The 17,425-nt window shown below is 67.5% G+C and carries 17 protein-coding genes and 1 rRNA gene; 3 read left to right on the top strand and 15 right to left on the bottom strand.

The genetic code is table 11. The annotated features are described in order from the left end of the window. Positions 1-40: 40 nt before the first annotated feature. From AC1DWT_RS31885 to AC1DWT_RS31850, 8 genes are all read right to left on the bottom strand, one after another. Positions 41-472, bottom strand: a complete 432-nt coding sequence (locus AC1DWT_RS31885; protein ID WP_095862976.1) for a RidA family protein — start codon at positions 470-472, stop codon at positions 41-43. Continuing rightward, on the bottom strand, positions 465-2,057 hold the full coding sequence (locus AC1DWT_RS31880) for a gamma-glutamyltransferase family protein (protein ID WP_095862975.1): 1,593 nt from the start codon (positions 2,055-2,057) through the stop codon (positions 465-467). The genes AC1DWT_RS31885 and AC1DWT_RS31880 overlap by 8 nt, the downstream gene beginning before the upstream one ends. Further along, complete coding sequence (locus tag AC1DWT_RS31875; protein WP_072947327.1) at positions 2,054-2,416, bottom strand: Rieske (2Fe-2S) protein; 363 nt, start codon at positions 2,414-2,416, stop codon at positions 2,054-2,056. The genes AC1DWT_RS31880 and AC1DWT_RS31875 overlap by 4 nt, the downstream gene beginning before the upstream one ends. 29 nt (positions 2,417-2,445) lie before the next feature. Continuing rightward, positions 2,446-3,888: an aldehyde dehydrogenase family protein gene (locus AC1DWT_RS31870; RefSeq protein WP_477923721.1), complete on the bottom strand. Its 1,443-nt coding sequence runs from the start codon at positions 3,886-3,888 to the stop codon at positions 2,446-2,448. Beyond that, entirely contained in the window at positions 3,885-5,126 is a 1,242-nt protein-coding gene (locus AC1DWT_RS31865) for an NAD(P)/FAD-dependent oxidoreductase (RefSeq protein ID WP_477923718.1), read from the bottom strand. Before AC1DWT_RS31865 ends, AC1DWT_RS31870 begins: the two co-directional genes overlap by 4 nt. A gap of 16 nt (positions 5,127-5,142) precedes the next feature. After that, positions 5,143-5,499: a Rieske (2Fe-2S) protein gene (locus tag AC1DWT_RS31860; RefSeq protein WP_087559799.1), complete on the bottom strand. Its 357-nt coding sequence runs from the start codon at positions 5,497-5,499 to the stop codon at positions 5,143-5,145. 64 nt (positions 5,500-5,563) lie between these two features. After that, complete coding sequence (locus tag AC1DWT_RS31855; RefSeq protein ID WP_072947323.1) at positions 5,564-6,283, bottom strand: iron-containing redox enzyme family protein; 720 nt, start codon at positions 6,281-6,283, stop codon at positions 5,564-5,566. Positions 6,284-6,437: 154 nt separating this feature from the next. After that, positions 6,438-6,884, bottom strand: coding sequence for a GlcG/HbpS family heme-binding protein (locus tag AC1DWT_RS31850; protein ID WP_072947392.1), 447 nt, complete (start codon positions 6,882-6,884; stop codon positions 6,438-6,440). A 179-nt stretch (positions 6,885-7,063) separates the two neighbouring features. On the opposite strand from AC1DWT_RS31850, the gene AC1DWT_RS31845 reads away from it, so the two are divergent. After that, positions 7,064-8,755 (top strand): PucR family transcriptional regulator, encoded by a 1,692-nt coding sequence (locus tag AC1DWT_RS31845; RefSeq protein WP_477923716.1) that lies wholly within the window; start codon positions 7,064-7,066, stop codon positions 8,753-8,755. Between the two features lie 3 nt (positions 8,756-8,758). Here the strand turns inward: AC1DWT_RS31845 and AC1DWT_RS31840 are convergent, their stop codons facing one another. Beyond that, positions 8,759-10,141: an MFS transporter gene (locus AC1DWT_RS31840; RefSeq protein WP_378679103.1), complete on the bottom strand. Its 1,383-nt coding sequence runs from the start codon at positions 10,139-10,141 to the stop codon at positions 8,759-8,761. Between the two features lie 313 nt (positions 10,142-10,454). On the opposite strand from AC1DWT_RS31840, the gene AC1DWT_RS31835 reads away from it, so the two are divergent. Next, positions 10,455-12,032: a hypothetical protein gene (locus tag AC1DWT_RS31835; protein WP_072947321.1), complete on the top strand. Its 1,578-nt coding sequence runs from the start codon at positions 10,455-10,457 to the stop codon at positions 12,030-12,032. 39 nt (positions 12,033-12,071) lie between these two features. Here the strand turns inward: AC1DWT_RS31835 and AC1DWT_RS31830 are convergent, their stop codons facing one another. Further along, on the bottom strand, positions 12,072-12,932 hold the full coding sequence (locus AC1DWT_RS31830) for a LysR family transcriptional regulator (RefSeq protein WP_477923714.1): 861 nt from the start codon (positions 12,930-12,932) through the stop codon (positions 12,072-12,074). Positions 12,933-13,015: 83 nt separating this feature from the next. Here AC1DWT_RS31830 and AC1DWT_RS31825 point away from each other — a divergent pair, with 83 nt between their 5' ends. Next, positions 13,016-14,020, top strand: coding sequence for a bile acid:sodium symporter family protein (locus tag AC1DWT_RS31825; RefSeq protein WP_072947319.1), 1,005 nt, complete (start codon positions 13,016-13,018; stop codon positions 14,018-14,020). An 8-nt stretch (positions 14,021-14,028) separates the two neighbouring features. Here AC1DWT_RS31825 and ehuA read toward each other — a convergent pair whose 3' ends face one another. From ehuA to rrf, 5 genes are all read right to left on the bottom strand, one after another. After that, complete coding sequence (gene ehuA / locus AC1DWT_RS31820) at positions 14,029-14,790, bottom strand: ectoine/hydroxyectoine ABC transporter ATP-binding protein EhuA (RefSeq protein ID WP_095862971.1); 762 nt, start codon at positions 14,788-14,790, stop codon at positions 14,029-14,031. 19 nt (positions 14,791-14,809) lie between these two features. Then, positions 14,810-15,454, bottom strand: coding sequence for an ectoine/hydroxyectoine ABC transporter permease subunit EhuD (gene ehuD / locus AC1DWT_RS31815; RefSeq protein WP_072947317.1), 645 nt, complete (start codon positions 15,452-15,454; stop codon positions 14,810-14,812). Continuing rightward, entirely contained in the window at positions 15,451-16,182 is a 732-nt protein-coding gene (gene ehuC, locus AC1DWT_RS31810) for an ectoine/hydroxyectoine ABC transporter permease subunit EhuC (protein ID WP_477923710.1), read from the bottom strand. The genes ehuD and ehuC overlap by 4 nt, the downstream gene beginning before the upstream one ends. 22 nt (positions 16,183-16,204) lie before the next feature. Next, positions 16,205-17,089 carry an ectoine/hydroxyectoine ABC transporter substrate-binding protein EhuB gene (gene ehuB, locus AC1DWT_RS31805; protein ID WP_206014508.1) on the bottom strand — a complete coding sequence of 295 codons (885 nt, stop codon included), beginning with the start codon at positions 17,087-17,089 and terminating at the stop codon, positions 16,205-16,207. Between the two features lie 227 nt (positions 17,090-17,316). Then, a 5S ribosomal RNA gene (rrf, locus tag AC1DWT_RS31800) occupies positions 17,317-17,425 on the bottom strand; the annotation flags it as partial.

Raw genomic sequence — 17,425 nt, 5'->3', positions numbered from 1 at the left:
AGACACAAGATGTATTTATACTCCTGAGCCGAGGACGGGTCTATGCCGAGACGGCCACTGTGAGCTCTATCTCCACGGGCGCGCCGGACGGCAGGGCGTACACGCCGATCGCGCTGCGCACCGGCAGCGCGCCGGGTCCCAGGCATTCGACCAGCACGTCGGACGCACCGTCGGCCACCGCGGACAGCTCGCGGAAGTCCGGGGCACACGCGACGAAGACGCTCATCCGCAGGCACCGGGAGATGGCGGCCGTGCCACCGACGGCCGCGGCGACGGCGGCGATCGCGTTTCTCGCCGCCAACCCGGCCGCCTCCCGGGCCCGCGGAATGTCCAGGTCTCGTCCGACGACACCGGCCACGGTCAGCACCCCGTCGCGGCGCGGTGTCATCCCCGCGCTGTACGCGATCCCGTCGTGCACGACGGCGGGGATGTAGCGGCCCTGCGGCCGCGGGACGGATTCCGGCTCAGACACCGAGCGCTATCCCTTCCTGACGAGGGTCGGCGGCACCGGACAGCAGTCCGCGTGCGGTGTCGACGGAGATGATCTGAGCGCTGCCGCCTGCCGCCCACGGCCCCTGCACCGCGACGTCGTGACCCAGCCGCTCCAACTCGGCACGCACCTTCTCCGGGATACGGGACTCGCAGCGCAGTTCCGCCGGGCGGCCGACCACGTCGGCGTCGCTGCCGGGGAAGACCGTGAAGCGGGGGGCCGCGACGGCCTCCGCCGGGTCGAGTCCGTGGTCGAGCAGGTGCGAGATCAGTTGCATGTTCCACTGCACCTGCCCGTCCCCGCCCGGGGTGTTGCCGACGTGCAGCAGATTCCCGGACGTGTCGGTGACGACCCACGCGTTGAGGGTGTGCAGCGGCTTGCGCCGCGGCGCCGCGGCGTTCGGATGTCCCGGGATCAGGTAGGCCCCGCGGCCGTATCGGTTGTTCAGCACCACCCCGGTGCCGGGGACGGTCATCTTGGCGCCGAACGTGAAGGCGAGGGAGTGGATGAAACTGACGGCACGGCCGTCGGCGTCCACCGCGACGGTGGAGGTGGTGTCTCCCGCGCTCACACTGAAGGCTCCCGACGACGCCCGGTGACCGTCCAGCCGGTCCCGCGCCGACCCGACCGCGGCCGGCTCGAGGACCGCCTGCCACCCGTCGTTGCCGGCGCCGCAGGTCGCGAGCCGATCCTCGAACGCCAGGCGCGCCGCTCTCGCCATGCGGTCGACGGCCGGAGCGGTCAGCCACGGGGAGAAGCCGACGACGCCATCATTCAGCGCTGCCTGCTGCAGCACCATCCATCCGGGTGTGGGCAACGGCGTCTGGTGCACGACCGCGCCGGCGTAGTGGCCGCTGATCGCGGACTCCGGTCGCACGTCGGCGCCTGCCTCCCACTCGTCCCCGCCGAACGGCGCCCCTCCGGCGCGGAGCGCGTCGACGGCCCGCCGAGCGAACGAGCCGGTGTAGAAACCGTGCACGTCGCGCGCCAGTTGACGGAGGAATCCGGCCAGATCGCGCTGCGGCAGCAACTCCCCGACCTGCGGTAACCGCCCGCCCGGCAGATACACGGCACGCAGTCCGGGGTCGGCGGCGATCGCGGCCTGCGCCTCTCGCACGTCGTCGCGAGTCTTGGCCGAGCAGGGCAGCCCCTTCTCGGCCGCGCGGACCGCCGGCGCCCAGAGATCCCCCAGCGAGCGGGTGGCCCCACCCGCGTGGAGTGCGGCGAGGGCGGCCGGCGCTCCGGGAACCGCCACCGCCAGCGCCCCGTCGAGGGGAACCGACCGCAGCCCGCGTTCGGTGTAGAAGTCCACGTCGGCGCCGTCGGGCCCGAAGCCGCTGCCCCCGACCGTCCACACCGTTCCGTCGGGTTCGCGGACGACGGCGAACGCGTCGCCGCCGATCCCGCACTGGCCGGGCAACGTCAGCCAGGTCATCGCGGCCATCGCCAGTGTCGCGTCGATCGCGTTGCCGCCGTCGGCGAGTACGCGCGCACCGACCGTGCTCGCCGCGGGATGACTGGACGAGACCATGCCGTCGGTGGAGAGGGTGGACGGTCGAGGGTTCACTTCATGCACCCCCGCGCGGCCCGCCGGCGCGGAATGGAGCTCATGTCGTCCGGGTCGATGCCGACGAAGATCTCGCCGTCACGTTCCTCTACGGGATAGGTCTTGATGGCCACCGTCGCCGGCGGGCACACGGGCTCACCGGTCTCGAGGTCGAACACGCTTCCGTGGCAGGAACATCCGATGCCGTCGTCCACGAGTTTCCCGGACGAGAGCAGGCAGTCCAGGTGCGTGCAGTAGTTGGACGTGGCGTAGGCCTTCCCGTTCAGGCGGGCCACGGCGAACTCGTGGTCACCGGCGAAGAAGCGGCGCACGATGCCTTCGGAAACCTGTCCGGAGCGCGCAACGCGAGTGAATTCCATGGTCTTCTCCCTCTGTCGACAGGTCGGTCTCAGGCCGAAGGGCTGAGGTAGACGGTCTTTTCGGCTTGGTAGAACTGCATCATCGAGTCCCCCGCCTGTTCCTTGTGGGTCTGCGTGCTCGACGCCTTGTACCCGCCGAACGGCGCGTTCATGCTCATGCCGGTGGTGGGCTGGTTGATCTTCACCAGGCCCGATTCGGAACGGCCTGCGAACGCGAGCGCCCTGGTCACGTCGTTGGTGACGATTCCGGCGCTGAGCCCGAATTCGGTGTCGTTCGCGAGTGCGACCGCCTCGTCGAAGCCGGCGGCCCGCAAGAATACCAGCAGTGGTCCGAACACCTCTTCCGTCACCACCCGCATGTCCGGGCTGCCTCCGGCGAACACGGTCGGGACGGCGAAATAGCCGTTCTCGCTGTCGAGACTGGTTCCGCCACAGACCAGTTCGGCGCCTTCGTCACGGCCAATCTGCACGTACTCGAGGAACTTGGCGAGCTGCCCCGCGCTCGCGAGAGCACCCATCCCCACTCCCGGGTCCGCGCCCGGCCCGACGGTGATCTCGCCGGCGAGTTCCACCACGCGGTCCAGCAACCGGTCGTGGATCGAGCCCACCGCGATCACCCGACTGGTGCCCGTGCAGGCCTGCCCGGACAACCCGAAGGCGCCCTTGACGATCAGCGCTGCCGCCTTGTCCACGTCTGCGTCGTCGAGGACGACGACGGGATTCTTGCCGCCCATCTCGAGTTGACTCCGGCGCGACGGACCCACCGCCGCGTGGATCGCGCGGCCCACGCCGGTGGAGCCGGTGAACGTCACGGCGTCGACGCGCTCGTCCGCCGCGATTGCGGCGCCGGCGCGGCCGGAGCCCTGGACCAGAGCGACGGCCCCGGCCGGAAGCCCCCCGGCCAGCAGTGCCTCGACCAGCCGCTGTCCCATCAGCGGCGTCAACTCGGACGGTTTGAACACCACGACATTTCCCGCGGCGAGGGCCGGTCCCAGTTTGCGTGACGGGATGTTGAGCGGGAAGTTCCATGGGGTGATCGCGCCGACGATGCCGACGGGTTCGCGCAGGGTGATGACCAGTCCCTCGCCCGGGGTGGGATACGTGCTGCCGGTGGTCCGGAGCGCCTCACCCGCGTAGAAGCGCAGGTTCATCGGAGTGCGGCCGACTTCCATCGTCGCCTCCGCCCGGGTCTTGCCCTCCTCTCGAACGAGTTCGTCGACGAGTTCGGCCGCCTGCGCCTCGAGGTGCGCGGCCGCGCCTTCCAGAATTGCCGCGCGGCGTTCCGGGGGCGTCGCGGCCCACTGCGGCGCCGCCTTGGCCAGCGCGCCGACTGCGGCATCCACGTCCGCCTCGGTGGAATCGGGGAACACGCCGATCACGTCGTGGTGGTCGGCGGGGTTGCGCCGCTCGAACACCTCGCCCGAGGACGACGGAACCCACTGCCCGTCGATCAAATTGAGTCCCTCGATCATGACACCGTCACCAATTTCTCGTCGTCCTCGTCCATCAGGTCGAACAGGTCGACGCCCTCGTCCGCCAATCGGGCCGGTGCGATCGCCCGGCCGATCAGTTCCCTGGCCGCGCCGATCTCCTCGCCGCGGTCGAGTGTGAAGGCGCCGCGCACGACGCCGCGGTCCAGATAGAAGGCGGTGAATTCGCCGCTGTCGGCGTCGCCGCGGAATACCAGGTCCGTGTAGGTGGCGGCGCCGGTGAACTGGATGTTCTTGCCGAACTGATCGGACCAGAACCAGTGCGCGGGGTCCACGACCCCGACGCGCCCGAGCATCAGGTTCGCCGTCGCGGCCCCCTGTTTACTCGCGTTGTCGAAGTGTTCGACGCGCACGTGCCTGCCTGCCGCGTCGGAGAATCGGGCCGCCACGTCGCCGGCGGCGTACACGTGCGGAACCGACGTCCGCCCCTGCGCATCCACGAGGATTCCGCCGTCGACGGCCAGTCCGGAGGCCTGCGCGACCTCGACGTTGGGGACGATCCCGATCCCGACCACCACGACGTCGGCCTCAATCACGTCTCCGCCCTCGAGCGCGATGAGCACGCCGTCCGGCCGGGTCGTCACGGCGTCGACCCGGACGCCGCCGCGTACGGTGACGCCGTTCTCGCGCTGCAACCGCGTGCAGACATCGCCCATCTCGGGCCCGAGAATCCGGGCGAGAGGCACCGCGTCCGCCTCGAGGACCGTCACCTCCGCGCCGAGAGTTCGCGCGGTGGCAGCAATTTCGAGTCCGACGAAACCGCCGCCGATCAGCACCAGTCGAACGCCGGGGCGAAGCTGGGCGGCGAGCCGTTCGGCGTCGTCGATCGTCCTCAGGTAGTGCACCCGTTCCGGTGCGGGGCCGGTCACCGGCATCGTGCGCGGCCTGCCGCCGGTCGCGACGAGGACGGCATCGGCCGCGATGCTCCGCCCGTCGGACAGTTCGACCGATCCGCCGCTCGCGTCGATCCGCGTCACCGTCGTGCCGGTGAGGAGTTCGACGTTCTGCTGGTCTCGCCATGCGTCGGGCAGGAGCATCAACGATTCGCGGTCCTCCTGCCCGGCGAGGAATTCCTTGGACAGCGGTGGGCGCTGATACGGCGCGTGCGGCTCGTCGCCGACGAGGAGGATCCTGCCGTCGAACCCTCGGCGCCGCAGGGTGCGCGCCGCGACAGCGGCGGTCTGGCCGGCACCGATGGTGACGATGGTGTTCAGCGTCATGGTGTCACTCGCTCTCTCAGTCGACTTCGGCCGGCGAAGTCGCGGTCTCGGCGTAATCGGGGCTGCGGGTGAGATCCACGTAGACGACGTCGTCCTCGACCTTCACCGCGTAGGTCGGCTGGCACAGGTCCTGGTCTTCCTCGTAGCCGGTGTCGAGGTCGAACGCCCACTGGTGGCCCGGGCAGATGACGCGCCCGTGCAGCAGTGTGCCTTTCGCCAGCGACCGATCCTGATGGACGCACAGATCACGGAAGGCGTAGATCCGGTCGTCGGTCTGGAACAGGGCGATCGCGGTGTCCCCGGCCTCGACTCGAAGCTTCCGGCGGCGGCCGAGTTCGCGCACGGTGACCAGCCGGGTCCAGTTCGTCTCCATCGTTCTCTCCTGTCGGGCGGCCTGCGTCCGGAGGGGCCCGGTCCGGGCCCCTCCCTTCGCACGGTCAGGCGGTCGCGAGCGTGAGGTCCGGTGCCACGTACGTGTCGTAGAGACCCTTCGTGTACGAGAAGCGCATCTCGGCTCCCCACTGCACGAGTTGCAGGCAACGCTGCTGCAGCTGCGGGGTGTCCGCGTGGTCGAGCACGATCTGGTATCCGCGCTCACCGTGCACGACGTCCGACGTGATGTGCAGGTCGAAGAACTCGATCTCGTCCTCGGTGAACCCGTACACCTCACGCAGCGGGACGATCTGCTTCTTGTAGATGCTCGGAACCTGCGACTCGAGTCCGACGACGAGTGCGGCGGTGGCCACGACGAAGTGTTCACGCTGCGACACCGCGTAGCACCAGGACTGCAATCCGCGGGTGATCGCATTCATGTTCGACGGATCCTCGACGCGTTCCTTCGTGGTGCCGCACGCCTCGGCGAACTTGATGAGGAGGTCGGTGTGCCGGATGTCGGCCAGTTCCTCCTCGTACATGTTCTGGAGGGTGAAATCCTTTGCATTGGTGAAGGTGTCGGGGGTGTTCGAGTAGATATTCGCGAGGTAGTCGGCGAAGGGACCGACGTAGTGGTAGTGGTTCTCCGCCCACCGCGCGAAATGGTGCTTCTCGAGCTTGCCCTCGGCCCAGGCCTTGCTGAACGACGCGTTCTTCGCCTCGCGGCCCTTGATGGCGTTCTCCAGAGCTGTGCGGAATTCGTCCCTGCCCAGCAGTTCGGTCATGATGTGCCTCGTCTTCCTCGGGTATGAGATGGTTGGGGAATGCTCCGACTGGAGTGAATTCGACGGTATCGACTCGAGATCGGGGCGACCACGGTCGAAGTGACTGTGTCGGAACGGTTTCGATGTGCACGTTGTCGGCACACCGGGAAGTTTGTCAGTTGCGCACTACCGCGAGAGCTTCGAACTCGGCCAGCATCGCCGCTCCGACCGCCTTGTCCTGCTTGCCGTTTCCGCCGCTGATCCCGATGCCGCCGACGATCTGGCCGTCGAAGACGAGGGGGAATCCGCCGACGAACACCGCGAACTTGCCCGGCAGCATGTGGCTGATGCCGAATGCCTCGTTCCCGGGCAGAGCGGGGCCGTCCGGGGCCTCGTTGAACAGGTGCGTGGCCCGCTCGTGGCCGGCCGCGGTGAACGCCTTGGCGATCGCGATGTCGACTCCGGTGAGGCGCGCTCCGGGCAGTCGGTGCAGGGCCAGGACGTTGCCGCCGTCGTCGCAGACGCACAGGGTCTGCTTGACGCCGATTTCCTCGGCCTTCGCGCGTCCCGCGGCGAGCAGCGGGAGTGCGTCGTCGAGGGTGATGCGGTGAACCTGATGCATGGTCTTCTCCGTTGCGTATTCGGGAGGAAGTGATGCACCGATTTCTATCACCGGCATCGCCGGCGGAACCATGGTCAAACTATCCGGCAATTTCCGTGAAATCAGGGCATAGTGCATAGGCAGTGCAGGTGCGCGCTCCGCCATACTGCACCTTTCGACTCCAGCCGAGGAGGTCCGTAGTGGACGACACCACGACGCCGAACGCGGACGACGAGCGACTGTCGCTGCGCGGCCTGCTCGAAGAGCCACTGCTCGCGTCGGCCCGGGTGCTGTCCGGCACGGATGCCCTGAGCGGCCCGGTGACGTGGTGCCTGCCGTGGGGTGAGGTGATGAGCAGGCCCGACTCGCTCGCCGAGGTCGCCGTCTACACCCGGCCCGAAACCCTGTCCGCACCCGGACGCGAACTCGAGTCGCTGGTGGCGCGGGGTGCCGGCGTCCTCCTGGTCGACGGGTCGGCGCCCGTAGGCATCACCTGGCCGACCGGACTGACGGTCGTGGAACTGGGATTTCCCGTAGGGTTCACGGCGCTCAACCGACTCCTCGCCGAGCGCGCACTCACCCAGGAAGCGCACGTGATGCGTTATGCGCTCACCGTGCATCAGTCGCTCGCGGGGTTGCTGCACCGTGGGGCGGGCCTGCCGATGCTGATCCGCGAGGTCGCGGCGCTGACCTCGGACGTCGCGGTCGCTCTGGATGTCCGGGGACGCCTCCTCGCGCACGCCGGACTTCCGGACGCCGAGGACGCGGGCACCGTCGCGCTGCTCGACGCGCTCGCCGACGCCCTGCCGCGGTTGGAGGAATCGCCACCGGCACGGATGCACAACGTGCACGTGATCCGCCTGGAGCATCCGGATGGACTGTTCGCCCCCACGACGGCGGTCGCCGGGGCGATGCAACTGGCAGGCCGCTACGAGGGCTGGGTCGTCGTCATCGTGCCCGGGGCCAACCCGCGCAGGCACGACATCGCGCAGCACCGGGTGGTCGTCGAGCAGGCCGGGACGATCATCGGCACCGAGATKCTCCGGCAGCGGAGCGTGGACGAGGCCGAGGAGCGGGCCCGGGGCGACTTCGTTCAGGCCCTGGTGCACGGCAACTTCGCCAACGACCACGACCTGCGCACCCGGGCCGCACTGCACGAGATCGATCTGGACCTGCACTACATCGTGTTCGTCGCTCCCGGTCTCGTCGATCGGGCGGCGGGACGACCCGGCGCGAGCATGGTCCGGCTGGCTCGCTACGCCGCCGGCGTGCTCCCCCGTCCGGGCGTACGTTCTCATGTCACCGTCATCGGCGACGTGCTCGTGGTGATCCGATCCCTGAGTTCCGCCGGCGCCCCCGGCGTCGACTCGGAGATCGGCGAGTACGCGCACGCCATGGCGCTCGATCTCGAAACCCGTTTGGGCCAGCGGATTCCCGTTGCCCACGGTCGCCCGGCGGCGGGCGCCCGCGACATCGGGGAAAGCTACCGCGAGGCCCGCATCACCCTGGGTATCGCCCAGCGGCTGGGGCTGTCCGGCTCGGTGGCCTACAACGACCTGCGCGGGTTCAGCGTGCTCGCCCGCGCCACCGACACCGACGAGAGCCGTCGGCTCATCCGCGACGTTCTCGGCCCCCTTCGGGCGTCGAATTCGCACGCCGACACCGAGGAGTTGCTGTTCGCCTATCTCGAAGAAGGCGGCAACATCAACGCCGCCGCGCGGCGGCTCCGGATCCACCGGAACACGATGATCGCCAAGCTCGACCGCACGTCGCGGCTCATCGGCATGGACATCCGGGAACCGGAGAACCAGTTCACGCTGTGGCTGGCGCTCCGGCTCGATCTGCTCTCCCAGGTGCAGGACACGGTCAACAACGAGATCGTGACTCGCTAGACCTCACGCGGCCACCGGGTCTTCGCCGATGAAGGTCCCGGCCAATCCTGCGACAACGACGAGGGCGGCGACGACGAACAGCAGCCCGTACGGATCGGACGCCAGGTGTGCGGACACGCCGACCCAGGCGGCGCCCACGGCGGAGCCGCCGAAGCGGATGAGGTTGAACAGTCCCAGACCCGTCCCCACGGCCCCCGCGGGCGACCGGGTCGAACCGGCCGCGGCGGGCGTCTGAACCATGCCGATTCCCAGTCCGGCGACGACGAGTACGGCTCCGAGCGCGACCGGGTTCCGGACGTCGGCGGACAACGTGATCGCCAGTGCCACTTGGCTACCGATCAACACGGCCAGACCGGATCGCATCACCACCCGGGCCCCGATCCTGTCGACGAGACGCCCGACGACGGGTGCCACGCACGTCATGACGACCGGCAGCACGAAGAGCATCAGCCCGGCCTGCGTGGTCGAACTGCCCGAGCCCGTCAGGTAGAGCGGAAGCGCGAGCAATACTGCCCCCAGCGCGAACATTTGAGTGAAGGCGGCGAGAGCGCTACGCAGAAAACGTGATTCGATCACCAGGTCGATGGGCACGAACGGGTTCGCCGCCCGCCTGCAGTGGATCACGAACGCGGCAATGACGGCGACTCCGAGGCCGATGGTCGCGATGCTGGCCCAGGCGGGCACCTGCTCCTGCGAGACGGTCGTGAGACCGAGGATCAGCAGGGCCGCCCCGAGTGTGACGGTGAGCGCCCCGATCACGTCGAGCCGCATCTTCTTGCCGGGGTATCTCGGGATGTAGCGGAGGGTCGCGGCGAATCCGATCAGGGCGACCGGCACCAGTGGCACGAACGCCCACCGCCAGCCCCACCAGTCGCTGACGATTCCGCCCATGGACGGACCCACGGCCTGACCGATGCCGTTCACCGCCGCCCACGCGCCGACGGCGCTCGCCCGCCGCGCGGGCCCGAACAGCCACGCGATCAGCCCCATGACCGCGGGCGCGAACGCGGCCGCCGCGATCCCGCCGAGCGACCGCCACAGCACGAGCACGGGCAGCGACGGCGCGAGCGCCGCGCCGAGGGAACAGACCGCGGTCCCCAGCAGGGCGGCGCAGTACACGCGCCTGCGACCGAACCGGTCCCCGATCCACCCGGCCAGCGGCATCGTCGTCGCGAACGTGAGGAGGAATCCGACGACGACGAAGATGCCGCCACCGAGTCCGGCGTCGAAGTCCGTGAGGATCGCGTTCAGCGGAACGTTGACGATGTTGTTGCTGACCGTGCCGACGAACGTTCCGGCGAGCAGCGCCGCCAGCGCGGGCGACGTGCCCGGTCCTCGTTCCTCACTCGCGGTTGCGCTCCGCGCCTGACCGATCGCCGTCATCATAGAGTCCACTTTCATCCGAGAATTCGCGCTTCGGCGATGCCCGTTCTCGCCGGGCAACCCTTGACACGCCCGCCCCCAAATTTGGTTAGGCAATCCTAATTATGAACACAAGATTCCGGGAAAGAGCCTCTCCCGAGCATTCCTTTACTTACGCGTGACAACAAGCAACCCTGCGGAAAAATGCCGGGCACAATGCACAAATACGCTGGTTATCGATGTGCACTCTGGACGTTGACCCTGGAAAACGCCCCGCGCAGTATCACTGCACTGTGACTAGTGCCACTAGTCTGTACCTATTTCGAAGGGGCGCACCGTGGATGTAAGTCTCACCGCCGCACATTGGGTGTATCTCGGAGGAATCGTCGTCATCCTCGGGACGATGCTCATGCGGAAGAACATCGTCGTCCCCGCCGTCATCGGCACGTTCCTGACCGCGTTCGTGTTCTCCGACAGCCTCGTCACCGGTCTCGCGTCGATCTTCAACGCGAGCCTCGTCGCCGCCCGCGAGCTCTTCAACATCTTCCTCATCATCTCGTTGGTGACCGCAATGCTCGGCGCCCTCCGGCAGATGGGCGCCGACAGGTTGATGGTCGCCCCGTTCCGGCGCGTCATGCGCGGCGGCACCAGCAGCTTCATCGTCCTGGCCGTCGTCACCTACACGATCTCGCTGTTCTTCTGGCCCACCCCGGCGGTTCCGTTGATCGGCGCCGTCCTCATCCCCGTCGCCATTCGCGCCGGCCTTCCCCCGATGGCCGTCGGCATGGCCATCGCCATCTGCGGGCAGGGCATGGCGCTGTCCTCGGACTACATCATCAAGGTGGCGCCGGGCCTGTCGGCCAAGTCGGCGGGCGTCGATCCGGACGTCGTCGCGGACCGCGCCCTGGTGATGTCCCTGATCGTCGGCCTCACCGCGCTCGTCATCGCCTACGTCACGCAGCGCAGGCACATGCGCCGCCCCGCGCCGGAACTGCTCACCGACTGGGAGTCACGCGCGGAGAGCGACTTCGGCAAGCCCGTCGGCGACGCCCCCGACGGCGGTGCGGCCCCCACCGGCGGCGGGACGACGACCGGTCCCGCACCGGCCGAGGCGGCGACGACTACCGCTCCACAGACGTCGACGGCGGTCCTCGCCGAACCTGTCACGGCGTCGGCGCGGCAGGTCATCGACGACACGTTCAAGAGCATCCGCGCCGCAAAGACTTTCGCGGTGCTCGTGCCCACCGCGTATCTGGCGTTCATCGTCTACCTCATGGTCGGCAAATTCACCGACCTGGTGCCCGACCTCAAGGGCGGCGACGCGGCAGCGATGGTCGGCGGAATCGCGGCGCTCATCCTGTTCGCGGCCGCCGCGACCAACGACAAGAAGGGCTTCCTCGAAACGACGTCCGAGCACCTGATCGACGGCCTGGTCTTCGCGTTCAAGGCGATGGGCATCGTGATCCCGATCGCCGGCTTCTTCTTCATCGGCAACGGTGACTTCTCCGCCGCCATTCTCGGGCTTCCCGCGGACGCGACCGGTCCGACGTTGCTGTTCGACCTGGTCAACGCCGCACAGTCCCACCTGCCCCAGAACGCGTTCGTCACGTCGTTCGGCATTCTCGCCATCGGAATGATCGCGGGACTCGAAGGCTCCGGCTTCACGGGCCTGCCGCTGACCGGTTCGCTCGCAGGCGCACTCGGACCCGCGGTCGGAATGGATCCCGCAACCCTGGCTGCGATCGGTCAGATGGGAAACATCTGGTCCGGCGGCGGAACGCTCGTCGCGTGGTCGTCGCTGATCGCGGTGGCCGGTTTCGCCCGGGTGCCCGTCCTCGAACTCGCCCGGAAGTGTTTCGTGCCGGTGGTGTCCGGCCTGGTGCTGTCCACAGCGCTGTCCGTCCTCATCTTCTGAAAGCTCGACGGCCTCGGTGGGGCAGCCCTCCCACCGAGGTCACGCGCGCAGTCGATCCGCGTTCTCGAGGATGGCGGCGCGCAACGCCTGCTCCGGTTCGCTGAGAACGCTCCGGCGGGGCTCCAGCACGAATTCGACGTCGACCGCGGGCCCCCACTCGTCGCGCGAACGCATCCGCACCGGAACCAGCCCCGCGGGTGGAAGGGTCTCCGCGTGGAACACGACGCCGAGACCCGCGAGGCAGGCGGCCCGCAACCCGTTCAAGCTGTCCGTCACACAGGCCACGCGCGCGCCGCGCCCGGATTTCTCCAGGGCGTCCAGCGCCGCTGCCCGCGTGATCGACGGCGGCGGGTACGACACCAGCGGCACCGGGCCCTCGGCGTCCGGCACGAAATCGGGTGCGGCGAAAAACGCCAACCGGTCGGTCCACACCAGTTCCCCGTGCCGGTCTCCTCGGCGACGCTTCCCGAAGACCAGGTCCAGCCGGCCTTCGTGCAGTTGCCGGAACAGCACTTCGCTCAACGCCACGGTGAGTTCGAGATCCACGAGCGGATGGCTGCGCCGGAACTCGCCCAGAATCCGGGGGAGTTCGTGCAGAACCAGATCTTCGGACGCGCCGAACCGGACGCGTCCGCGCACCCCGGACTGCGTGAAGTAGCGTTCGGCGTCCGAGTGCCGCTCGAGTATCGACGTCGCGAACCCCACCATCACGGAGCCGTCCGCCGTCAGTTCGACCGAATGCGTGTCCCGCAGAAACAGGCGGCGACCGGCGGCGTTCTCAAGTTTGCCGACGTGCTGGCTGACCGTCGATTGCCGCAGGTCCAGGCGCCGGGCGGCGGCGGTGAAGCTCCTGGTGCGCGCGACCGCCAGGAAGCTCCGCAGGTGAACCGGATCGAACATGATCCATTGTTATCACGGTTCAGCATTACAGTAAACGTCACTATCGCCTTTCGAAATATCCGCGGATTCCTTACGGTCGAACCATGCTGACCAAGATCCCGCTGCTCGGAAGACTCGATCCGTTCATCATCGGCATCCTGATCACCGTCGGGATCGCCAGCCTGCTCCCCGCTGACGGCACGGCCCTGACGGCGTTCACCTGGGCCACGAAGGTTGCTGTCGGAATTCTGTTCTTCCTCTACGGCGCCCGGCTCTCCACACAGGAGGCGCTGCAGGGCCTGCGTCACTGGCGGCTCCACCTCACCATCCTCGCGGCGACGTTCGTCATCTTCCCGCTCCTCGGAATCGCCGCACGCGTGCTGGTCCCGACGATCCTGACCCAGCCGCTGTATCTGGGCCTTCTGTACGTCTGCCTCCTGCCGTCGACCGTCCAGTCGTCGATCGCCTTCGTGTCGATCGCCCGCGGCAACGTGCCCGGGGCGATCGTCAGCGCGTCGTTCTCCAACATCCTCGGCATCGTCGTCACTCCGCTGCTCGTGGCGTTGTTGATGACGAGCGAGGGTGCGGGTTTCGACGCGTCCTCCGCGATCGGCATCCTCGTCATGCTGCTGCTCCCGTTCATCGCCGGTCAGGCCGTGCGACGGTGGATCGGTCCGTGGGTGAAGAAGCACGGCGCACCGCTCAAGCTCGTCGACCGGGGGTCGATCCTGCTGGTCGTCTACGTCGCATTCAGCGAAGGAATGAACGAGGGCATCTGGGGCACGCTGTCCGTCGGCCGGCTCCTCGGCCTGCTCGCGGTGTGCGCGGTGCTGCTCGCGATCGTCCTGTCCCTCACCTGGTTCGGGTCGAAGCGACTCGGGTTCGACCGGGCCGATCAGATCACGATTACGTTCTGCGGGTCGAAGAAGAGCCTCGCCACCGGTCTTCCGATGGCCACCGTCCTGTTCGCCAGCCAGCCGATCGGCCTGATCGTGCTGCCGCTCATGCTGTTCCACCAACTGCAGTTGCTGGTGTGCGCGTGGATGGCAGGCAGGCTGGCACGGCGCGCTCCCGCCGACGACACGGAACTCGCGACCACCTCACGCTAGTCCGGGAATCAGTCGGCCAGTACAGCCTTCAGGAACGCCTTGGTGCGCTCGTGTTTCGGCGCAGTGAAGATCGTGGCCGGGTCGCCTTCTTCCACGATGCGGCCCGCGTCGAACATCATCACCCGGTTCGACACGTCCCGCGCGAACTGCATCTCGTGTGTGACGATCAGCATCGTGATGTCGGTGGTGCGCGCGACGTCCCTGAGCACGTCGAGGACGTCCGCCACCAACTCCGGATCCAGTGCCGACGTCACCTCGTCGAGCAGCAGGATGTCGGGGTCCATCGCCAGGGCTCGCGCGATCGCGACCCGCTGCTGCTGACCACCGGACAGCTGCGTCGGGTGCGCGGTCTCCTTGTCCGACAGACCGACCGTCTCGAGCAACTCGCGTGCCCGCTTCGCGGCCGCGGCCTTGTCCAGGCCGAGCACGTGGATAGGCGCTTCGGTGATGTTCTCGATCACGTTCATGTTGGGGAACAGGTTGAACTGCTGGAAGACCATGCCGATCCGGCGTCGTATCCGGCGCACGTACTTCTCCGACGCCGGAACGAGTTTGCTGCCCTTCTCCTCGTGCGTCAGCGGCGCTCCGTCCACCCAGATGACGCCGTCGTTCACCTTCTCGAGGGTCATGAGCAGCCGCAGGATCGTCGTCTTCCCCGATCCGCTCGGACCGATGAGGGTCACACGGTCGCCGCGTTCGACCTGAAAATCCAGGTGATCGAGCACGACATGGTCGCCGAACTGCTTGACGACGTCGTCGAATCGGATCATCGGGGTTGCTGCGCTCGCGTCATCGGGCAAGACGTCTCTCCAATCGCCGTATGAGCAGGGACGTCGGGTAGCTGGCGAGCAGGAAGATCACACCCGCCAGCGTCAACGGTTCGAGGTACTGGAAGTGCCGGGCACCGAACTGTTGTGCGGCCGTCACCATCTCCACCACAGTGATGGCGAACAGGAACGGGGTGTCCTTGAACATCGACACCGCGTAGTTGCCCAGCGCCGGGACGACGCGACGGATGGCCTGCGGCAGAATGATCGCCCGCCACGTCCGGGTCGGCGCTATGGACAACGCCCGCGCCGCCTCCCACTGACCGACGGGCACCGCTTCGATCCCCGCCCGGTACACCTCTGCCATGTACGTCGAATAATGAATTCCGAGCACCACCACACCGATCTGCAGCGGAGACAGTCCCGTGAACGTGTAGTACACGAACAGCAGTTGCACGACGAGCGGGGTCAGCCGGATGAATTCGCTGACCGCGCGGACCGGCACACTCACCCACCGCGGTGCGGCCTGCCGGATCAACGCGATGACGAGTCCGAGTACGACGGAGATCAGGAACCCGAGCACGGTGGCGATCAGGGTGATCTTGAAACCCTCGAGCAGCACGGGCAGAGCCTCGAATGCGCGGTCCCAGCTCCAGTGGGCACTCATTGTTTCGCCGCCTCCAATCCCCGTGGATCGGACGGTGCGAGACTGAAGATTTCACGCAGAGACGGCCCCGTGCCGAGGCGATTCTTCGCCCGCACCTCGAGCGCGTTCATCAGCAGGGTCAGCACATAGCCGATGACGAAATAGATGACGAGCCCCACACCGAACGCGAAGAGCGTGTTCCCGGTCGTCTRCCGCAGCTGGTCGATCTCGAAGGTCAAGTCCTGCAAAAGGATGTAGCTCGCGAGCGCGGTGCCCTTGAGGAGCTGGATCAGCAGATTCGTCAGCGGAGGAATCATCTCGGCCCACGCCTGCGGGAAGACCACCCGGCGCAGCCGTTGCCAGTGACTGAAGTCCAGTGCCGTCGCCGCCTCCCACTGCGATTGCGGCACCGAGTTGATCGCACCGCGGACCACCTCGGCTCCGTAGGCGCCGTAGTTGAGCCCGAGCGCGAGGATCCCGCACAGCACCGGGTCGATGAGATAGCCGAACAGCGGAACCACGTAGAACAACCAGAACAACTGCACCAACAGCGAAGTGCCCCGGAAGAATTCGATGAACGCGCGAGCCGATCCCCGGATCACGATGTTGTGGGCACGGGCAGCCAACCCGAGAGCGAGCGCGAGCACGAACGCCAGGAGCGCGCCTCCCGCCGTCAGTTGGAGCGTGACGACGATGCCTTCCTGGATGCTCGGCCACGCATCCAGCAGCGCGTCGATGTTGTCCTTCACAGGCAGCAGACCCCGGCGTCGATCAGCCGGTCTCGCCGCAGAGTTTGGCGGTGGTCAGGTTCGGATCGGGCAGTTCCTCTTCGGTGAATCCGAACGGTCCGACGATCGACAGGTACTTCTCCTTGTCGGAGGTGATCTTGGCGAGTTCGGCGTTGTAGGCGTCGCGCAACTCCGTGTCCTCCTTCCGGAAGACCGTTCCGCCGGCGCCGACCTGGGGCACCCCGTCGATCACTGCGACGAACGAGTTGGTCACCTCCACCGGGACCTGCGGGTTGTTCTGCGCCAGCCAGTTCAGCGAGATCCCGGTGAGCGCAAAGACATCCGCTCGCCCGTTGGCGACGGCGTCCATTCCGTCCTGCGGCGACGCCACCTGCATCGCGTCGATTCCGAGTTGCTGCGCGTAGTCCGATTCGATCGCCCCGGTCATCGCGGCCATCCGCACCCCGCTCTGCTGCACCGATTGCATGTCGGTGAGGTTCGCGGGATTGCCCTTGGGCACCATCAGCGCGGTCGTGTAGTTGAATTCCGGCTCACTGAACGCTGCCTGCTCGCAGCGCTGCGGCAGGATCGACATGCCGGCACTGACGACGTCGAAGCGGCGGGCCTGCAGTCCGGGAATGAGGGCTCCGAAGTCGGTGCTCACGCCCTCGACGTTGTCGATGCCGAGGTTCTTGAAGATTTCCCGGTGCAACGCCACGGTGGCGCCGGTCAACTTTCCGTCCTGCTCGAAGCTGTACGGCGCCTCGCCGGCGAAACCGACGGTCACCGTTCCGCTGTCCTGCAGTTGCTGGAGGAGCGATCCGCCGCTCGCGGTGTCGGTCTTCGTGCACCCCGCGACGGAGCCGGCGGCCACCATCAAGCCTGCGAACGCGACAGCCGCTCTGACAGCCGGACGTTGTTTCGACATCGTGCTCGTCACCACAGATTCCCCTTCGTCACCTCGGGTGATCCGGGAGGACGCGCACCGCACGGCACGATCCCAACGGATCTGCCCGGGCCACGTTACGCAGGCGAAGGACCTGCCAAAGGGGAACCGGGGGGACGTTACCGCAGCGTTATCAAGTTGCGGTGGGTGAAAGTGTTGTGAAATGCCGAAAGCCCCCCAACATGGTTGGGGGGCTTTCGGTAACGGATGTTCGGCGGTGTCCTACTCTCCCACACCCTGTCGGGTGCAGTACCATCGGCGCTGGAGGGCTTAGCTTCCGGGTTCGGAATGGGACCGGGCGTTTCCCCTCCGCTATGG

The organism is Rhodococcus sp. P4_B6, from assembly GCF_056402215.1.
Note: the sequence above shows the minus strand (reverse complement) of the source record. Positions and strands in the feature narration are given on the sequence as shown.